At 60.2% G+C, this 17,903-nt stretch carries 16 protein-coding genes; 7 read left to right on the top strand and 9 right to left on the bottom strand.

The window, feature by feature from the left end; all coding sequences use genetic code 11:
* Positions 1-12: 12 nt before the first annotated feature.
* A complete protein-coding gene (locus ACW55A_RS18525) occupies positions 13-180 on the bottom strand; it encodes a rubredoxin (RefSeq protein ID WP_002555879.1) in 168 nt (55 codons plus the stop codon).
* Positions 181-368: 188 nt separating this feature from the next.
* Here ACW55A_RS18525 and ACW55A_RS18520 point away from each other — a divergent pair, with 188 nt between their 5' ends.
* The 5 genes from ACW55A_RS18520 (at position 369) to ACW55A_RS18500 (ending at position 5,500) form a co-directional block, all read left to right on the top strand.
* The gene (locus ACW55A_RS18520; protein ID WP_455809178.1) at positions 369-929 is read left to right on the top strand and encodes a chorismate--pyruvate lyase family protein; all 561 of its coding nucleotides are present in this window, start codon (positions 369-371) and stop codon (positions 927-929) included.
* Positions 929-1,822 carry a 4-hydroxybenzoate octaprenyltransferase gene (ubiA, locus tag ACW55A_RS18515; RefSeq protein ID WP_248671157.1) on the top strand — a complete coding sequence of 298 codons (894 nt, stop codon included), beginning with the start codon at positions 929-931 and terminating at the stop codon, positions 1,820-1,822. Before ACW55A_RS18520 ends, ubiA begins: the two co-directional genes overlap by 1 nt.
* Positions 1,823-1,986: 164 nt before the next feature.
* The gene (phoB, locus tag ACW55A_RS18510) at positions 1,987-2,676 is read left to right on the top strand and encodes a phosphate regulon transcriptional regulator PhoB (protein ID WP_002555882.1); all 690 of its coding nucleotides are present in this window, start codon (positions 1,987-1,989) and stop codon (positions 2,674-2,676) included.
* Positions 2,677-2,736: 60 nt separating this feature from the next.
* Positions 2,737-4,059: a phosphate regulon sensor histidine kinase PhoR gene (gene phoR / locus ACW55A_RS18505; RefSeq protein WP_003432839.1), complete on the top strand. Its 1,323-nt coding sequence runs from the start codon at positions 2,737-2,739 to the stop codon at positions 4,057-4,059.
* Positions 4,060-4,210: 151 nt separating this feature from the next.
* Positions 4,211-5,500 carry a hemolysin family protein gene (locus tag ACW55A_RS18500; protein WP_498811507.1) on the top strand — a complete coding sequence of 430 codons (1,290 nt, stop codon included), beginning with the start codon at positions 4,211-4,213 and terminating at the stop codon, positions 5,498-5,500.
* A 62-nt stretch (positions 5,501-5,562) separates the two neighbouring features.
* On the opposite strand, the gene ACW55A_RS18495 is transcribed toward ACW55A_RS18500, so the two are convergent.
* The 8 genes from ACW55A_RS18495 to ACW55A_RS18460 form a co-directional block, all read right to left on the bottom strand.
* On the bottom strand, positions 5,563-6,465 hold the full coding sequence (locus ACW55A_RS18495) for a peptidoglycan DD-metalloendopeptidase family protein (RefSeq protein WP_455809176.1): 903 nt from the start codon (positions 6,463-6,465) through the stop codon (positions 5,563-5,565).
* 190 nt (positions 6,466-6,655) lie between these two features.
* Positions 6,656-7,543, bottom strand: coding sequence for a response regulator (locus tag ACW55A_RS18490; RefSeq protein ID WP_003432838.1), 888 nt, complete (start codon positions 7,541-7,543; stop codon positions 6,656-6,658).
* Positions 7,544-7,747: 204 nt separating this feature from the next.
* Complete coding sequence (gene phoU, locus ACW55A_RS18485; protein ID WP_002555887.1) at positions 7,748-8,509, bottom strand: phosphate signaling complex protein PhoU; 762 nt, start codon at positions 8,507-8,509, stop codon at positions 7,748-7,750.
* A gap of 70 nt (positions 8,510-8,579) precedes the next feature.
* A complete protein-coding gene (gene pstB / locus ACW55A_RS18480) occupies positions 8,580-9,380 on the bottom strand; it encodes a phosphate ABC transporter ATP-binding protein PstB (RefSeq protein WP_499096617.1) in 801 nt (266 codons plus the stop codon).
* Positions 9,381-9,479: 99 nt separating this feature from the next.
* Complete coding sequence (gene pstA, locus ACW55A_RS18475; protein ID WP_003367981.1) at positions 9,480-11,150, bottom strand: phosphate ABC transporter permease PstA; 1,671 nt, start codon at positions 11,148-11,150, stop codon at positions 9,480-9,482.
* 15 nt (positions 11,151-11,165) lie between these two features.
* A complete protein-coding gene (locus ACW55A_RS18470; RefSeq protein ID WP_498811506.1) occupies positions 11,166-13,463 on the bottom strand; it encodes an ABC transporter permease subunit in 2,298 nt (765 codons plus the stop codon).
* A gap of 142 nt (positions 13,464-13,605) precedes the next feature.
* Complete coding sequence (locus ACW55A_RS18465) at positions 13,606-14,604, bottom strand: phosphate ABC transporter substrate-binding protein PstS (protein ID WP_498811505.1); 999 nt, start codon at positions 14,602-14,604, stop codon at positions 13,606-13,608.
* A gap of 166 nt (positions 14,605-14,770) precedes the next feature.
* Positions 14,771-16,060 carry an MFS transporter gene (locus tag ACW55A_RS18460; RefSeq protein WP_003432834.1) on the bottom strand — a complete coding sequence of 430 codons (1,290 nt, stop codon included), beginning with the start codon at positions 16,058-16,060 and terminating at the stop codon, positions 14,771-14,773.
* A 430-nt stretch (positions 16,061-16,490) separates the two neighbouring features.
* Here ACW55A_RS18460 and ACW55A_RS18455 point away from each other — a divergent pair, with 430 nt between their 5' ends.
* Entirely contained in the window at positions 16,491-16,892 is a 402-nt protein-coding gene (locus ACW55A_RS18455) for an acyl-CoA thioesterase (RefSeq protein WP_003316086.1), read from the top strand.
* A gap of 91 nt (positions 16,893-16,983) precedes the next feature.
* Positions 16,984-17,895 (top strand): D-hexose-6-phosphate mutarotase, encoded by a 912-nt coding sequence (locus ACW55A_RS18450; protein WP_003432833.1) that lies wholly within the window; start codon positions 16,984-16,986, stop codon positions 17,893-17,895.
* The last annotated feature ends 8 nt before the right edge of the window (positions 17,896-17,903 follow it).

Raw genomic sequence — 17,903 nt, 5'->3', positions numbered from 1 at the left:
TGCAGGCAGCAATCAACCGATTTCGATCATTTCAAAGTCCATCTTGCCCACGCCGCAATCCGGGCACAGCCAGTCTTCCGGCACATCCTGCCAGAGGGTGCCGGGCGCAATTCCGTCATCCGGCCAGCCATCGGCTTCGTTATAGATCAGGCCACAGACGATGCATTGCCATTTCTTCATGTCAGGTTCTCTCGTTTATCAGGCTCAATAGCGTACGACGGTCGGTTGCCGTCTTCTGAAGGGGCGTTGTACTGATCGACAGGCGCGGATGCAAGTCTGATTCTATAACTCAGGCTCTACCGACCGTCGGTCGAGACCGGCAATCATGCTAAGCTCGCGGCCTCGTTGGCTGCCGGAACTGGCTTACCGTGACCCAGCAATCCCCCGCATTCATTGGCCCTGTCTGGTTTGAGCGCGAGCAATTGATCGACGTGCCGGACCCGGTAATGCTCGACTGGTTGTTCAATCAGGACTCGCTCTCTCGCCGCTTGGACCGTTTGTCTGATGGTCGTTTCAGCGTATTTCCGCAGTTTGAAGGCTGGCAGCCGTTGCGCCCTGACGAGTGCCTGGCGCTGGGCCTGCCAGAGGCTGGCGAGGGCTGGGTGCGCGAGGTGTATTTGCGCGGCAACGGCAACCACTGGGTGTTCGCGCGCAGCGTCGCCGCCCGTAGCGCCCTGCAGGATGGCGGCCTGAATATGGATGAGCTGGGCACTCGTTCTCTGGGTGAGTTGCTGTTCAGCGACCCGGCGTTCGTGCGCGGCACACTTGAGGTGTGTCATTACCCCGAGGCCTGGCTACCCGCTGCCGACGCAGCGCGCGGACTGTGGGCACGCCGCTCGCGATTCGATCGCGGCGCATTGAGCGTGCTGGTCGCCGAAGTTTTCCTGCCAGCCCTGTGCACTGCGATCCACGACAAGGACCACGCCTGATGTACCTGTCCCTCCTCAAATCCCTCAATCGTCTGAGCCCGCGCGCCTGGGACTTCATCCAGCTGACACGCATCGACAAGCCCATCGGCGTCTACCTGCTGCTGTGGCCGACCCTGTGGGCGGTCTGGATTGCAGGCAAGGGCGCGCCCTCGCTGCAGACCGTGTTCATTTTTGTGCTCGGCGTGTTTCTGATGCGGGCGGCAGGCTGTGTGATCAATGACTTCGCCGACCGCAAGGTGGACGGCCACGTCAAACGCACCGAGCAACGTCCGCTGGTCAGCGGCAAAGTCAGCTCCAGGGAAGCGCTGGTGCTGTTTGCGGTGCTGGTCGGCCTGAGCTTTGTGCTGGTGCTGTTTACCAATGCGGCGACCATCTGGCTGTCGTTCGGCGGTCTCGCCCTGGCGGCCAGCTATCCGTTCATGAAGCGCTACACCTATTACCCGCAAGTGGTGCTGGGTGCTGCGTTCTCGTGGGGCATGCCGATGGCCTTCACCGCCGAAACCGGCGAGTTGCCCGCTGCAGCCTGGTTGCTGTACATCGCCAACCTGCTGTGGACGGTGGGCTACGACACCTACTACGCCATGGTCGATCGCGACGACGACCTGAAAATCGGCGTGAAATCCACGGCAGTACTGTTCGGCGATGCCGACCGGGTCATCATCCTGACCCTGCAAGGGCTGGCACTGGGCTGCCTGATACTGGCCGGTGCGCGCTTCGAACTGGGCGCGTGTTTCTACATCGGCCTGCTGGCAGCGGCAGGCTGTTTCGCCTGGGAATTCTGGAGCACCCGTGAGCGCGGGCGAGACGCCTGCTTCAAGGCCTTCCTGCACAACCACTGGGCCGGGCTGGCGATATTCCTGGGCATCGTCGCCGACTACGCGGTGCGCGGATAACGGCCACTGCCAGCCTGCGCACGACGGAAATAAATTTATGATCGCGAGGCCTGCGGGCCCCCGCAGCCTGTCAGCGTGCTAGCCTCATCCAGACCTGTCACACGACTGCAATAATTCCGTTATCTAATGCGCCCCAAGACAGTTAAATGACAAGAGGTTCGAGCATGGCTGGCAGGAGCATCCTGATCGTTGACGACGAAGCGCCAATTCGCGAAATGATCGCCGTTGCGTTGGAAATGGCTGGATACGACTGTATTGAAGCCGAAAACTCTCAGCAGGCCCACGCGATCATCGTGGACCGCAAGCCTGACCTGATTCTGCTCGACTGGATGCTGCCTGGCACATCCGGCATCGAACTGGCCCGGCGCCTCAAGCGTGATGAACTGACCGGGGACATCCCGATCATCATGCTCACCGCCAAGGGTGAAGAGGACAACAAGATCCAGGGCCTGGAAGTGGGCGCCGACGATTACATCACCAAGCCTTTCTCGCCCCGCGAACTGGTGGCGCGCCTCAAAGCCGTGCTGCGTCGTGCCGGCCCGACTGACGGCGAAGCGCCCATCGAAGTCGGCGGCCTGCTGCTCGACCCGATCAGCCACCGTGTCACCATCGACGGCAAACCCGCCGAAATGGGCCCGACCGAATACCGTCTGCTGCAGTTCTTCATGACCCACCAGGAGCGCGCCTACACACGCGGTCAGCTGCTGGATCAGGTATGGGGCGGCAACGTCTACGTCGAAGAACGCACCGTCGATGTTCACATCCGCCGCCTGCGCAAGGCCTTGGGGGATGCGTATGAAAATCTGGTACAAACCGTGCGCGGCACTGGCTATCGTTTCTCGACCAAGAGCTGACAACCGCTGCGTCGATGCAAGGCAATGGCCAGTGCAGACCAGACAAGGATTTACCCCTAATTGAATCAAAATTGGCACGGCACTCTGATACGCCACATGTTGTTGCTGGTCACCGCCTGCCTGTTGGTCGGTCTGATCAGTGGGCAGTATGCCTGGAGCCTGGCCGCCGGGCTGGGACTGTATCTGGCCTGGACCCTGAAGCAACTGTTACGCCTGCACGACTGGCTGAGCAGCCACAAGGCTGACGAGCCGCCTCCGGACGGTTATGGTCTGTGGGGCGAAGTCTTCGACAGCATCTACCACCTGCAACGTCGGGATCAGCGCGTTCGTGGCCGCCTTCAGGCCGTCATCGACCGCGTGCAGGAGTCCACCGCCGCGCTGCGTGATGCAGTGATCATGCTCGACAGCGACGGCAACCTGGAGTGGTGGAACCGTGCCGCTGAAACCCTGCTGGGCCTGAAGACGCCACAGGACAGCGGTCAACCCGTGACCAATCTGGTGCGGCATCCACGCTTCAAGGAATACTTTGCGCTGGGCGACTACAGCGAACCGCTGGAAATCCCGTCGCCAACCAACGATCGCCTGCGCATTCAGTTGCTGATCACCCGTTACGGCAACAACGAACACCTGATGCTGGTCCGCGATGTGACGCGCATCCATCAGCTGGAGCAGATGCGCAAGGACTTCGTCGCCAACGTGTCTCACGAGTTGCGGACACCGCTCACGGTGATCTTCGGCTATCTGGAAACGCTGCTCGACAACGTCGACGAGGTCAATCCGCGCTGGGTACGTGCGCTGCAACAGATGCATCAGCAAGGCGGGCGCATGCAGACGCTGCTCAATGACCTGCTGTTGCTGGCCAAGCTCGAGGCCACCGATTACCCGTCGGACAATCACCCGGTGGTCGTCAATACACTGCTCAAGACCATCACCGCCGATGCCAACGCGCTGTCGGGCAGCAAGAACCAGCAGATCCACCTCAGCCTGGAAAGCGACATGCGCCTCAAGGGCAGCGAAAGCGAGCTGCGCAGCGCGTTTTCCAACCTGATCTTCAATGCCGTGAAATACACACCGGCCGAGGGCGTGATCCGTATTCGCTGGTGGGCCGACGAACGGGGCGCGCACCTGAGCGTGCAGGATTCAGGAATCGGCATCGAGACCAAACACCTGCCGCGCCTGACCGAGCGCTTCTACCGGGTCGATACCAGCCGCGCGTCCAATACCGGCGGTACAGGGCTCGGTCTGGCCATCGTCAAACATGTGCTGCTGCGCCATCGCGGCAACCTCGAGATCAACAGTGTTCTCGGCAAGGGCAGTGTTTTTATCTGTCACTTTGCCAGCGCTCAGTTGTCCAAACCCGCGAGCGACGATTCAGACTACTAGGCAATCCTGCTTCGAGCCGCTACATTGCCGGGTTCATGGCGTCTTCTCTGACGTGACACGACCCTCTTCCTGATTAATACGGACCCTGCAAAACCCCATCATGGACCCTTCCCCTAGTTTTAACCTGTCTTCACTCTTCGCCGATTTCGGCATGATTCTTTTTGCTTTGTTCCTGGTCCTGCTCAACGGCTTTTTCGTTGCGGCAGAGTTCGCCATGGTCAAACTGCGCTCGACCAAGGTTGAAGCCATTGCCGACAAGAACGGCTGGCGCGGGCACATCCTGCGCAAGGTCCATGGCCAGCTGGACGCCTACCTTTCGGCCTGCCAGCTGGGTATCACCCTCGCCTCTCTGGGTCTGGGCTGGGTCGGTGAACCGGCCTTCGCGCACCTGCTGGAGCCGTTGCTCGCGGCGATGGGCGTGGACACGCCGGAATTGATCAAGGGCGTGTCGTTCTTTACCGCCTTCTTCATCATTTCCTATCTGCACATCGTGATCGGCGAGCTGGCCCCCAAATCCTGGGCGATCCGCAAGCCGGAACTGTTGTCGCTGTGGACAGCGGCGCCGTTGTACTTCTTCTACTGGTTGATGTACCCGGCCATCTACCTGCTCAACGCCAGCGCCAACGCCATTCTGCGCATCGCTGGCCAGGGTGAGCCCGGCCCGCACCATGAACACAGCTACAGCCGCGACGAACTGAAACTGATCCTGCACTCCAGCCGTGGCCAGGACCCCAGCGATCAGGGCATGCGCGTGCTGGCGTCGGCAGTGGAAATGGGCGAGCTGGAAGTGGTCGATTGGGCCAACTCCCGCGAAGACATGGTGTCGCTGGACTTCAATGCGCCGCTCAAGGAAATCCTCGCCTTGTTCCGCCGTCACAAATTCAGCCGTTATCCGCTGTATGACGCTGAGCGTGGCGAGTTCGTCGGCCTGTTGCACATCAAGGACCTGCTGCTGGAACTGGCAGCGCTGGACCATATTCCGGAGTCGTTCAACCTCGCCGAGCTGACCCGCCCGCTGGAACGTGTTTCCCGGCACATGCCTTTGTCACAGTTGCTCGAGCAGTTCCGCAAGGGTGGCGCGCACTTCGCCGTGGTAGAAGAAGCCGACGGCAAGATCGTGGGCTACCTGACCATGGAAGACGTGCTCGAAGTGCTGGTGGGCGACATCCAGGACGAACACCGCAAGGTTGAACGCGGCATTCTCGCCTATCAGCCCGGCAAACTGCTGGTACGGGGCGATACGCCATTGTTCAAGATCGAGCGCCTGCTGGGCGTCGACCTGGATCACATCGAAGCCGAGACGCTGGCCGGTCTGATCTACGACACGCTCAAGCGTGTGCCGGAAGAAGAGGAACAGCTGGAAGTCGAAGGCCTGCGCATCATCATCAAAAAGATGAAAGGCCCGAAAATCGTTCTGGCCAAGGTACTGAAGCTGGACTGACCCAATCAGCGCCGCCTGTTCAGGATCGGACGCAGGGCGTGGAGCTATGAATAGCTCCCCCCTCAATGCCCGCCGACGGCGAAGTTGGGCAGACTCTGTACCGGTGTGGCGAATTCGTAGGGGATCGAGACCAGTTCGTTGCCCGAGTTGCGCTGCACGACGAAGTGCAGGTGCGGGCCGGTGCTGTTGCCGGTGTTGCCCGAACGTGCCAGCGCTGTTCCAACACTCACCCGTTGACCTTCCCTGACACTCACCGAGCCGCGCATCAGGTGCAGGTAGACGCCCATGGTGCCGTCGTCGTGCAGAATGCGCACAAAGTTACCTGACGCATTCGAGCCGCGCCCTGACTGGCTGTTTTCGATCTTCACCACCGTGCCGCCGCGCGCGGCAATGATCGGCGTGCCCTCCGGCATGGCGATGTCCATTGCATAGCGCCCCTTGACGCCGTAATGGCTGTATCGGCCATTCGGGCCCTGCGTCAGGCGAAACGGCCCGCCAATCCACGGCAGCGGGTATTTATAGGCTTGCACCGAGCCCTTGGGATCACCCAGGGTTGAAGTCAGCACCGAGGCGTAGTTCATCGGCTTGCTCCCCACCTTGGGGCTCAAGACCACCACGCGCTGGTTGCTGCGCGCAGGGATCGTGCGACGCAACGTTGCCGACGAGCCAGAGACCCCCAGCACGTTGGTCACACTGGAAAGCCTGAGTTCGACTTCGACCGGGGCGTACAGATCGTTGCGCACATACAGGCTGTGTACGCCCTTTTCACGCCTGACACTCAAGTGCACCTGGCCGTCGATACGCTCGACCATGCGGTCCCGAAACACCATGACCGATGCGCCGGGCGTCGGCCGGTCCGAAAAGGACACCACGCCATTGGCATCGGTGAATTTATAAATCGTGACAGCCCCGGCCGACTGCACAGTCAACGTCAGGGCAAACAGGATAAGCAGGCGTTCAAGCATCGGAGATGTTCGGGTTCAAGGGCACTGGGTGCCAAGCCTAGCAGCCTTGCAGGCAGAAGAGGACGCAAGGGTATCAATCGGACATGAATGAAGCGTCAAGGAAGGCGCGCCAGAGGCTCGGTACGCGGTGTCGTGTAACACCGCGCAAGGCTGACGCGCATGGGCATGCCACTCAGCTCAGAGGCAGGTATCAGGCACCCGGGATGAAGTGCTTCTGCGCCGTGCCACGAGCGATCAGACGCGACAGGTAATCGAGCTTCTGCGCGTCGTGATCGACAAAGCGGAAGGTCACTTGCAACCATTCGCTGTCGGGCTTCTGCTCGAACGCGGCAACAGAGTGCAGATAGCCGTTCAGGCGTGCGACCTCGTTTTCCTCGCCCTGCTCCAGGTCCAGCACCGCGCTATCGAGTACCTGTGGCAGGTTTTCGCTGACGCGAATCACCAGTGTGGCGTCTTTCAGGGTGAGGGCCTTGATCACACACGACTGAGTGCCGTTGGGCAGGCGCAACTGGCCCTGGCCGCGACCGGTCGGCTCTGCCGATCTGACGGGTGCAGGGGCTGGCTTGGGAGCAGCGGCGGCGGCAACAGGCGCGGCACGAACCACTTCGGCCTTGCCACCGGTCAATGCGCTCAGCGAGTCATTGAGCGGCGAGTTCATGCGTGCCGGGGCTGTGGACATGACGGCGTCGAGCTTGCCGACTTTTGCCAGTGCTTTCTTGACCTTGGTCAGCAGCTGTTCATTGGTGAACGGCTTGCCGACAAAATCGGTCACACCGGCCTGAATAGCCTGCACGACGTTTTCCTTGTCACCACGGCTGGTCACCATGATGAACGGCACGGTCCTCAGGTAATTGTCTTGCTGACGGCACCATGTCAACAGCTCCAGGCCGGACATTTCTGGCATTTCCCAGTCGCACAGAATCAGGTCGAACGCCTCTTTGCCCAGCAACGTCTGAGCCTTGCGACCATTGACCGCGTCCTCGGTATGAATCCCGGGAAAATAATTGCGCAGCCCTTTCTTGACCAAGTCGCGAATGAAAGTCGCGTCATCCACCACCAATACACTGACCTTACTCATCGACGCTCCTGCGGGCGTGTTCACCTGGAGGCGAACTGCGGTATGCCAACACGCCCTTTGTTTCGGCAAGCATAGCGTTGACCGATAGCCAACTGCCATATTGATTGACTGCGCCGCGACATTTAATCCGCAGGCGACGGGAAATACTGATCTGCGTAACGAAAAACGCCCAGCGCGTGCTGGGCGTTTTTCTCGCAGGCAATCTTACTTATCGTCAGCGTCGCCCGGAACATTAGCGGTTTCGCTCGATATACCCTGCACTTCTTCCTTCATGCGCTTGAGACCCATGTGCCGCACGTCGGTCCCACGCACGAGATAGATCACCAGCTCGGAAATGTTGCGCGCATGGTCGCCGATTCGCTCCAGAGAGCGCAGCACCCAGATGACGTCCAGTACCCGGGAGATCGAGCGTGGATCTTCCATCATGTAGGTCGCCAGCTCGCGCAGGGCCGTCTTGTACTCGCGGTCGATGGTCTTGTCGTACTGCGCCACCGACAGGGCCAGCTCGGCGTCGAAACGGGCGAACGAATCCAGCGCATCGCGCACCATGTTGCGCACCTGATCGCCGATGTGACGTACCTCGACGTAGCCGCGTGGTGCCTCGCCCTCTTCGCAGAGCTTGATGGCACGGCGCGCGATCTTGGTCGCTTCATCACCAATGCGCTCCAGGTCGATCACCGACTTGGAAATACTGATGATCAGGCGCAGGTCGGACGCCGCAGGCTGACGACGAGCCAGAATGCGCAGGCATTCCTCGTCGATGCTGCGCTCCATCTGATTGATCCGGTCGTCGACCTCGCGAACACGTTGGGCTAGACCGGAGTCTGCCTCGATCAGCGCTGTGACCGAATCGTTCACCTGCTTCTCGACCAGGCCACCCATTTCGAGCAAATGGCTGCGAACGTCTTCGAGTTCAGCGTTGAACTGTTGGGAAATGTGATGCGTATGGCTGTCTTTGTGGATCATGCTGGGTGTCCTTGGAACGTCCGGTTAATTGCGAAAACGCAGCGGTGGTTCAGGGCTGACGAAGCACGTACTACCCGTAACGACCGGTGATGTAGTCTTCTGTCTGTTTTTTTGCCGGGTTGGTGAACAAGGTATCCGTATCACCAAACTCGACAAGCTTGCCCATGTACATAAACGCGGTGTAATCCGACACCCGAGCCGCCTGCTGCATGTTGTGGGTAACGATCACAATGGTGTATTTCGATTTCAGTTCGTAGATCAGTTCTTCGACTTTAAGGGTCGAAATCGGATCGAGTGCCGAACAGGGTTCGTCGAGCAGCAGGACTTCCGGCTCCACGGCGATCGTTCGGGCAATGACCAGACGCTGCTGCTGCCCCCCGGATAAACCCAATGCCGACTCATGCAGTCGATCCTTGACTTCATCCCAGAGCGCAGCGGCTTTCAGCGCCCACTCGACAGCTTCATCGAGCACGCGCTTCTTGTTGATGCCCTGAATACGCAGCCCGTAGACCACGTTTTCATAAATCGTCTTGGGGAACGGATTGGGCTTCTGAAACACCATGCCGACGCGGCGACGCAACTCGGCGACTTCCTCGCCCTTGGTGTAGATGTTGTGCCCGTACAGGTTGATCGCGCCCTCGACCCGGCAACCATCGACCAGGTCGTTCATGCGGTTGAAGCAGCGCAACAACGTCGATTTGCCACACCCGGACGGACCGATGAACGAGGTCACCTTCTGCTTCGGGATATTCAGGGCAATATCGAACAGCGCCTGCTTGTCGCCATAGAACAGATTCAGGCCCGGCACTTCGATGGCCACGCTCTCGTCGGCCAGATCCAGACGTTGCTTGTGACGCCTCAGGGCCGACATGTTCATGCCACTCGTCGGGCTTTCATGCTGCATGGATTGCTCCTGTGCGAACTGTTCGCGTCATCACACGGCCGCGTTTGCCAAAGGGCGAATTCGGGATCAATTGTCGAGCGCCTTGTACTTTTCCCGCAAATGGTTACGGATGCTCACCGCCGACAGATTGAGCAAGGCGATGACCAGCACCAGCAGCAGCGCGGTGGCATACACCAGCGGGCGTGCGGCCTCGACGTTGGGGCTCTGGAAGCCGACGTCGTAAATGTGGAAACCCAGGTGCATGATCTTCTGATCGAGGTGCAGATAAGGATAGTTGCCGTCCAGCGGCAGCGACGGCGCCAGCTTGACGACGCCCACCAGCATCAAGGGCGCAACTTCCCCGGCGGCACGCGCCACCGCGAGGATCAACCCGGTCATCATCGCCGGGCTGGCCATTGGCAGTACGATTTTCCACAGCGTCTCGGCCTTGGTTGCACCCAGTGCCAGCGAACCTTCACGCAGGGTCAGCGGAATGCGCGCCAGCCCTTCTTCCGTCGCCACGATCACTACCGGCACGGCAAGCAGTGCCAAGGTCAGCGAGGCCCATAACAGGCCCGGCGTACCGAACGTCGGGGCCGGCAGCGCTTCAGGGAAGAACAGCCGATCCACCGAGCCGCCCAGCACATAGACGAAGAATCCCAGGCCAAACACGCCGTAGACAATCGCAGGCACACCGGCAAGGTTGTTCACAGCGATGCGAATCAACCGGGTAACCGGCCCCTGGCGCGCATACTCACGCAGGTAGACCGCCGCCAGCACACCGAACGGCGTGACGATCACGGCCATGATCAGGGTCATCATCACCGTGCCGAAGATCGCCGGGAAGATACCGCCCTCGGTGTTGGCTTCGCGTGGGTCGGCGCTGAGAAACTCCCACAGTTTCTCGAAGTAGAAGCCAAGCTTGGTCACCGTGCCCATCGCATTGGGCTGATAGGCACGCACCACTTTGCCCAGGCTGAGCTCGATCTCTTTACCGTTGCCATCGCGTGCGGTCAGGCTGTCGCGATCAAAGGCCTGGTGCAGCCCGTCAAGGCGCGCCTCGATCACCTTGTAACGCGCATCCAGCTCGGCCCGCTCGGCAGCCATGTCCGCTTGCGCGGCGGCATCCAGTCGGCCATCGAGTTCCAGCTTGCGGGCCTGCAGGCGCAGGCGCTCGATACCGTGATTGATGGCACCAATGTCTTTCTTTTCCAGGCTGTAGAGCTCGTCAGCCAGCTTTTCGACGCGTTTGATGCGCTCTTGCAGGACTGGCCATGCCGCCTCGCCTTCGGCCACGACACGCCCGCCTTCCTTGACGTTGACCAGATAGCCGTAGAAATTGCCCCACTCGCGACGCTCCAGCGTCATCAGGTCTGCAGGCCGGCTCTGCCCGGTCAGCCATTCGCCTACCACCCAGTTGAAGTCACTGGGGTTGAGATCGCGATTGCCGACCTTGAACAGCTCGCGGGTCATGAATTCCGGCCCTTGATCAGGCACCGGCAGGCCCGCGCTTTTCAGGCGCGCACGAGGTACTTGCTCCTGCTCGACCCGCTCGCCGACCAGGACGCTCGATTCCTGATTGGGCACCGCGTACTGCGCGCTCACCAGATCGGCGGGCCAGAAATGCCCAAGGCCACGCACGGCGATCACCGCCAACAGGCCGATGGTCATGATCACAGCGATGGATACGGCACCCGCACTCATCCAGACGCCGGGGGCGCCACTTTTGAACCAGTTCCTGAGGGAGTTCCGCTTCACCAACGCCTACCTTCCTTACAGCGACGAGTATTGCTTGCGCAGACGCTGACGAATCAGCTCTGCGAGGGTGTTCATCACGAAGGTGAACATCAACAGCACCAACGCCGCGAGAAACAGCACCCGATAATGGCTGCCGCCCACTTCCGACTCCGGCATCTCCACCGCGACATTGGCCGCCAGCGTACGCATGCCTTCAAACAGGTTCATGTCCATGATCGGCGTGTTACCGGTCGCCATCAGCACAATCATGGTTTCCCCCACGGCCCGGCCCATGCCGATCATCAAGGCGGAAAAGATGCCGGGGCTGGCGGTCAGAATCACCACCCGCGTCAGGGTCTGCCACGGCGTCGCGCCCAGTGCCAGCGAACCCAGCGTCAGGCTGCGCGGCACGCTGAACACGGCGTCTTCGGCAATCGAATAAATGTTGGGGATCATCGCGAATCCCATGGCGATGCCAACTACCAGTGCATTGCGCTGATCGTAGGTGATACCCAGGCGGTCACGAATCCAGGTGCTCATGTCACCCGCGAAGAACCAGTTCTCCAGATGCGGGCTCATGCTCAGTGAAAACCAGCCCACCAATAGCACGACCGGAATCAGAATCGCGCCTTCCCAGCCATCGGGAATACGCAAGCGAAACGAATCAGGCAGGCGGGTCCAGAAAAAGCCCACCAGCAAAATGCCGATCGGCGTAAGCAGCAACAGGCTGAAGATGCCGGGCAGATGCCCTTCCAGATACGGGGCCAGAAACAATCCGGCAAAAAAGCCGAGAATCACCGTCGGCATCGCTTCCATCAATTCGATCACCGGCTTGACCTTGCGGCGCATGCCCGGGGCCATGAAGTAGGCGGTGTAGATCGCGGCAGCCACGGCCAGCGGCGCGGCCAGCAGCATGGCGTAGAACGCCGCTTTCAGCGTGCCGTAGGTCAACGGCGCCAGGCTCAGCTTGGGCTCGAAGTCGGAGTTGGACGCCGTGGACTGCCAGATGTACTTGGGTTCATCGTAATTCTCGTACCAGACCTTGCCCCACAGCGAACTCCAGGAGACTTCCGGGTGCGGGTTGTCCAGCGTCAGCGGCAGCAGCTTGCCAGCGCTTTCAATCAGAATCCGGTTTGCGCGTGGCGATAACGCCAGAATACCGGGCCCCTCGGCGACCTTTTCGATCAGCAGGGTGCGGTGCGCTGTGCTGTGAAATACGCCCAGCTTGCCGGAAGCATCCAGAGCGATGAACCCCTTGCGGCGCTGCTCGGCCTTGATCTGCGCGATCGGTGCGCTGCCCAGGCTGAAATCGCGGATGCGCATCAGGCGCTGCTCACCGTCAGTGTCCCGGGCCATGAACCACTGGGACATACTGCCCTTCGAGTTGCCGATGATCAGCGAAATGCCGCCGACCAGTTGAGCGCTCGCCGTGATCTCGGCGTTGCCGTCTTCCAGCAATTTATAGCGGCCATTGAGGCTGCGATCGCGCAGGCTGAACACATCCGCCTGCGCGCGCCCGTTGATGACATACAACCATTGCTGACGCGGGTCGATGTAGATCGCCTTGACCGCTGCGGACATCTGCGGCAACTCGACACGCGTCTGCTCGCGGGTCTGCTCGCGGGTCATCTCGCCGGTCATCATGTTTTCTTTCTGTTCGAGCGAGATGACATGCAACTGAGTGCCGGTAGACCCTGCCAGCTTCAGGCTGTCGCCATCGGCACTGACGGTGACATGCTCGACCGCACGCCCGGCCTCATCCAGTACCAGGGGCGCTTCGCCGTAAGGCCAGGCCACGCTCGGGGTGATGGTTTTCTGATCGTTCGGGTAGGTCGTCAGGTAAGAGTGCCTGAACACCAGCACCTGACCGTTGGACAAACCCAGGGCTATCAAGGGCGCGCCGGGCTGATCCTTGCCGATGGACGCAACGGACACGCCCGCAGGGAGCGGCAAGGCAATGCGCCGCAGCTCTGCGCCGTCCTCGCTGTTGAAAAAAACCACTTCGCCCTTGTCGGAAATGCGCATGCCGATCTGGTTCTGCTCTTCGATGGTAATCATCAGCGGAGCGCCGGCGTCCTGCAGCCAGGCAGTATTCAGCGCAGGTTCGGCGGTCAGGCTGGCGCCTTTGAAGAGCGGCGCAACGACATAGGCCAGGTAGAAAAAGATCAGCGTAATGGCAGCCAGCACGGCAAGGCCGCCAATGGCGACGTACCAGTGAGTGAGCCGGTCGGTAAACGCACGGACACGACGCTTGCGCACCATCGCGGGCGTATTGAAATCAATACGCGCTGGAGGCGAGCTCTGGTCCATCGTCGATTTGAACAGCTCATTCATGCGCACACACCGTAGACGCCTTGTATGACAGAAACATTACAGCAAGGTGACGCAAGAAAGCCCGCTGCCTGCGAAACCGGCGGCGGACTGTTCAATTTGTATGCAGGCCAGTCCATTGAGCCCCGCTCCAACGCGTACGTGACTACTTTACCGCCACGCCGCCCGCGCCCTGCAGGCCAAGATCGGCCAGCGTCTTCTCGACGACACGGGCGGGCAGCGGGATGTAACCGTCCTTCATCACCACTTCCTGGCCCTGTCTCGACAGCACCAGTTTTACAAACTCGGCCTCCAGCGGCGCCAAGGGCTGGTTCGGCGCCTTGTTCACGTAGACATAAAGGAAGCGCGACAGTGGATAACTGCCGTTCAGGGTATTGGCTTCGCTGTCTTCGACAAACTCGCCCCCTTCCTTCTTCGCCAGCGGCACAGTTCTGACGTTGGATGTCTTGTAACCGATGCCCGAATAACCGATGCCGTTAAGCGAATTGCTGATCGCGCTGACCACCGAAGCAGAGCCGGGCTGCTCGTTGACGTTGGCCTTGAAGTCGCCTTTGCACAGCGCTTCTTCCTTGAAATAACCGTAGGTACCCGACACTGAGTTACGACCGAACAACTGGATCGGTTTCCCTGCCAGATCGCCGGTCACGCCGACATCACCCCAGGTTTTCGCATCTGCCCTGGCGCCGCACAGGCGGGTCGCGGAGAAGATCGCGTCCACTTGCTGCAGGGTCAGGCCCTTGATCGGGTTGTCCTTGTGCACAAAAACCGCCAAAGCATCCACCGCGACCGGGATGGCAGTGGGCTCGTAGCCATGCTTCTGCTCGAAAGCCGACAGCTCGCCGTCCTTCATCCTGCGGCTCATCGGGCCCAGATTGGCCGTACCCTCGGTCAGCGCGGGTGGCGCCGTGGAGGAGCCGGCCGCTTGAATCTGGATGTTCACGCTCGGGTATTCTTTCTTATAGGCCTCGGCCCACAGGGTCATCAGATTTGCCAGGGTATCGGAGCCGACACTGGAGAGATTGCCCGACACACCGGAGGTCCTGGTATAGGCCTGGATGGCAGGGTCGACCGCAGCCAGCGTATTGGCTGCCGTCACTCCGGCGGCAACCAATGTCAGTGCAGTCATCAAACGCTTGAGTGTCATCCTTGCGCTCCTGGCAGGGTGTGTAGGTGTCCACGAGCCTTTTTGGGCCAGTCTTATGACTACTCTATGAATTGATTATGACAATAAGATGAAAAGGCTATCGACCTGTGCAGGTAGATAGCCTTTGGCTGTAGCGGTGCCCGAGCGATTCAGCAGCGGCTGATGATCAGCGCTTTCGGCTCAGCAAAAACACACCGATGGCCATGCCCAGACCGCAGAGGATCGCGACGTACCACGCCGGCCCCATCGGACTGCTCTTGAGCATGAAGGTCACGACCATCGGCGTCAGACCGCCGAAGATCGCGTACGCCAGGTTGTAGGAGAACGACAGCCCCGAGAAGCGCACCACAGGCGGGAATGCCTTGACCATGACGTAAGGAACCGCGCCGATCGTACCGACAAACAGACCGGTCACGGCATACAGCGGGAACAGCACTTCCGGATGGCTGCCGAGGATGTGATAGAACGTCCAGGAACTGACCAGCAAACCTGCGCTGCCCAGCAGAAACACCCAGCCTGCGCCGAAACGATCCGCCAGCGCGCCCGCAGCGATGCAACCCACGCTCAGGAAGACAATTGCCAGGCTGTTGGCTTTCAGCGCGGTAGCGGCCGGAAAGCCATAGATGGTTTGCAGGATGGTCGGTGTCATCAGGATCACGACGATGATCCCGGCAGACAGCAACCAGGTCATCAGCATCGACAGCGCAACGGCGCCACGATGATCACGCAGTACCGCCTTGAGCGGCACCTCTTCGGCCAGTGCCTTGCGCAGTTGCAGCTCGGCAAACACCGGCGTTTCATGCAGCAGGCGACGCAGATACACCGACATCAGGCCGAACACGCCACCCAGCAGGAAAGGGATACGCCATGCGTAATCCGATACCTCGACGGGGGTATAGATGCTATTGATCGCCGTGGCGACCAGCGAGCCCAGCAGGATGCCCGCTGTCAGGCCCGCGGTCAGGGTGCCGCAGGCATACCCGACACGCCGTGCAGGCACATGCTCGGACACGAAGACCCAGGCGCCAGGCACTTCACCGCCGATGGCGGCACCTTGAATGACGCGCATCAACAACAGCAGAATCGGCGCCCACATGCCGATCTGTGCGTAGGTCGGCAGCAGACCCATGATCAGGGTCGGCACCGCCATCATGAAAATGCTCAGCGTGAACATTTTCTTGCGCCCCAGCAGATCACCGAAGTGCGCCATGATAATGCCGCCCAGGGGTCTCGCCAGATAACCGGCGGCGAAAATGCCGAACGTCTGCATCATGCGCAGCCAGTCGGGCATGTCCACCGGGAAAAACAGTTTGCCGACCACCGCCGCGAAAAACACGAAAATGATGAAGTCGTAGAACTCCAGCGCGCCACCCAGGGCCGACAGCGAAAGGGTTTTGTAATCGCTGCGAGTCAAAGGCCGCGCAGGCTGCGTGGAACTTGGAGGAACAGATGACATGACAAGGCTTCTCTTTACGTGTTCTTTGAAAAGGGGCGAGCGACAGCAACGCTGGCTGCTGCGGGGTGCCGTGCAGAAGCGATTGTCGGGAGCAACGGCGCAGATAGGCACCAAAATTGCGTGTACAGGCAGTCTTGTCACCTGTAGAGGTCCAGCAAGATAGCAAATTGCTACAAAAAACACATGGCAGAACTACCACTGACACAAAATGAAGACCCACGGTCGTTCTATGACGCAACGCCCGATATACTCGCAAGTCGTCAACAGCCTTGGGAAGTTGTGCGAAAACGTCTGAATCAGCGGGTTTCGCAGAGTTTCCCTTTGGGCCACACCGGCGCTGAACACATAATGTTCATGCTCATGGTTTTGAATGGCACCTGTTAACCGCGACATACAATAATGAGAGTCATGGGTCAGAGGCACCCTAGGCATGATCGAGCTCGAACAAGAAGATCCAACCCCGCAAGGCGACCTTGCACTGCAAATCACCGCCCTTCCCCGCGAAACCAATGGCTTTGGCGACATCTTTGGTGGCTGGCTGGTGTCCCAGATGGACCTGGCAGGCACAGCTATGGCCAGCAAAGTCGCGGGTGGCCGCGTGGCGACCGTCGCCATCGATCGCATGGCGTTTCTGGTCCCGGTCGCGGTCGGCGAACAGCTTTCCTTCTATACCCGCACCCTGGAAGTCGGACGCACCTCGATCAAGATGATGGTCGAAGTGTGGAGCGACGACCCGCTCACCAGCGAATGGCGCAAGGTCACCGAGGCCGCGTTCGTATTCGTGGCCATAGATGCCAGCGGCCGGACGCGCTCGGTTCCCGCGCGACGGTAAATTGTCGCTCGGCTCCAGGTTGGCTGCCCGGTTAAACTCGCCCTGCATGAAGCGGTCTATTTTCGTCACGGTCATTGAGTGAGAACTTTGCATGCCAACATCCCCGGTTGAACCCACCGTTGAATCCATCCTTTACGATGAGCTGAACTGCTGGCGTATTTGCCACGGCGAAGCAGAGCTGCTGGTTGCGCAACAAGGCGCACACATCCTCAGCTATCAAGTGGCCGGGCAGCAGCCGCTGGTGTGGCTGAACGAAGAGGCCGTTTTCAAGCGCGGCAAACCCATTCGTGCAGGCATGCCGATCTGCTGGCCGTGGTTCGGCAATCTGGAGCGCAACCCGCAAAGCGTGCAGGCCATGCGCGACAGCAGCGAACCAGCCAAGGCACATGGCGAAGTGCGAGCGCTCGATTGGCAGTTGCTGGGTATCGGCGCAGATGGCGATGCACTGCTGGTGGAGTTCGTCCTTCCCGAGGCCGAAGGCCACTTGCCGGGCTGGCCGCACAATGTCGCCCTGAAACTGAGCATTCGTCTGGACCACGCACTGAATGTCAGTCTGGTCAGCTACAACTGTGGCACTGAGCCTGTGGTGATCAGCCAGGCGCTGCATACCTATTTCGCAGTCAGCGATGTACGTCAGGTCAGCGTCGAAGGGCTCGACGGCCTGCGTTACATCGAAACCCTGGCAAACTGGGAAGAACGCGAGCAGACCGGCGACCTTACCTTCACAGGCGAAACCGACCGCATCTACAAGGACACACCAGGCGTGCTCAGCATCGTTGACCCGCAGTGGCAGCGACGCATCCACATCCGCAGCACGGGCTCGAACTCAGCCATCCTGTGGAACCCGTGGATCGAGAAGACCGGCAAGTTCACCGACATGGCAGCAGACGGCTGGCAGCGCATGGTCTGCGTCGAAACCGCCAACGTGCTGGACGACGTGGTCACCCTGGCACCGGACCAGATGCATGTTCTGGGAGTGAGTATCTGGAGCGAGGCGCTCTGATCAGTAAT

The organism is Plantibacter cousiniae (nom. nud.) (genome assembly GCF_977070315.1).
This window is presented reverse-complemented; position numbering and strand designations above follow the sequence as displayed.

What these genes read in the sequence shown, in the direction of transcription:
- ACW55A_RS18525 (WP_002555879.1), bottom strand. Translation starts at nt 180, where the DNA reads ATGAAGAAATGGCAATGCATCGTCTGTGGCCTGATCTATAACGAAGCC.
- ubiA (WP_248671157.1), top strand. Translation starts at nt 929, where the DNA reads ATGTACCTGTCCCTCCTCAAATCCCTCAATCGTCTGAGCCCGCGCGCC.
- phoB (WP_002555882.1), top strand. Translation starts at nt 1,987, where the DNA reads ATGGCTGGCAGGAGCATCCTGATCGTTGACGACGAAGCGCCAATTCGC.
- ACW55A_RS18500 (WP_498811507.1), top strand. Translation starts at nt 4,211, where the DNA reads ATGATTCTTTTTGCTTTGTTCCTGGTCCTGCTCAACGGCTTTTTCGTT.
- ACW55A_RS18495 (WP_455809176.1), bottom strand. Translation starts at nt 6,465, where the DNA reads ATGCTTGAACGCCTGCTTATCCTGTTTGCCCTGACGTTGACTGTGCAG.
- ACW55A_RS18490 (WP_003432838.1), bottom strand. Translation starts at nt 7,543, where the DNA reads ATGAGTAAGGTCAGTGTATTGGTGGTGGATGACGCGACTTTCATTCGC.
- phoU (WP_002555887.1), bottom strand. Translation starts at nt 8,509, where the DNA reads ATGATCCACAAAGACAGCCATACGCATCACATTTCCCAACAGTTCAAC.
- pstB (WP_499096617.1), bottom strand. Translation starts at nt 9,380, where the DNA reads ATGTCGGCCCTGAGGCGTCACAAGCAACGTCTGGATCTGGCCGACGAG.
- ACW55A_RS18470 (WP_498811506.1), bottom strand. Translation starts at nt 13,463, where the DNA reads ATGAATGAGCTGTTCAAATCGACGATGGACCAGAGCTCGCCTCCAGCG.
- ACW55A_RS18465 (WP_498811505.1), bottom strand. Translation starts at nt 14,604, where the DNA reads ATGACACTCAAGCGTTTGATGACTGCACTGACATTGGTTGCCGCCGGA.
- ACW55A_RS18460 (WP_003432834.1), bottom strand. Translation starts at nt 16,060, where the DNA reads ATGTCATCTGTTCCTCCAAGTTCCACGCAGCCTGCGCGGCCTTTGACT.
- ACW55A_RS18455 (WP_003316086.1), top strand. Translation starts at nt 16,491, where the DNA reads ATGATCGAGCTCGAACAAGAAGATCCAACCCCGCAAGGCGACCTTGCA.
- ACW55A_RS18450 (WP_003432833.1), top strand. Translation starts at nt 16,984, where the DNA reads ATGCCAACATCCCCGGTTGAACCCACCGTTGAATCCATCCTTTACGAT.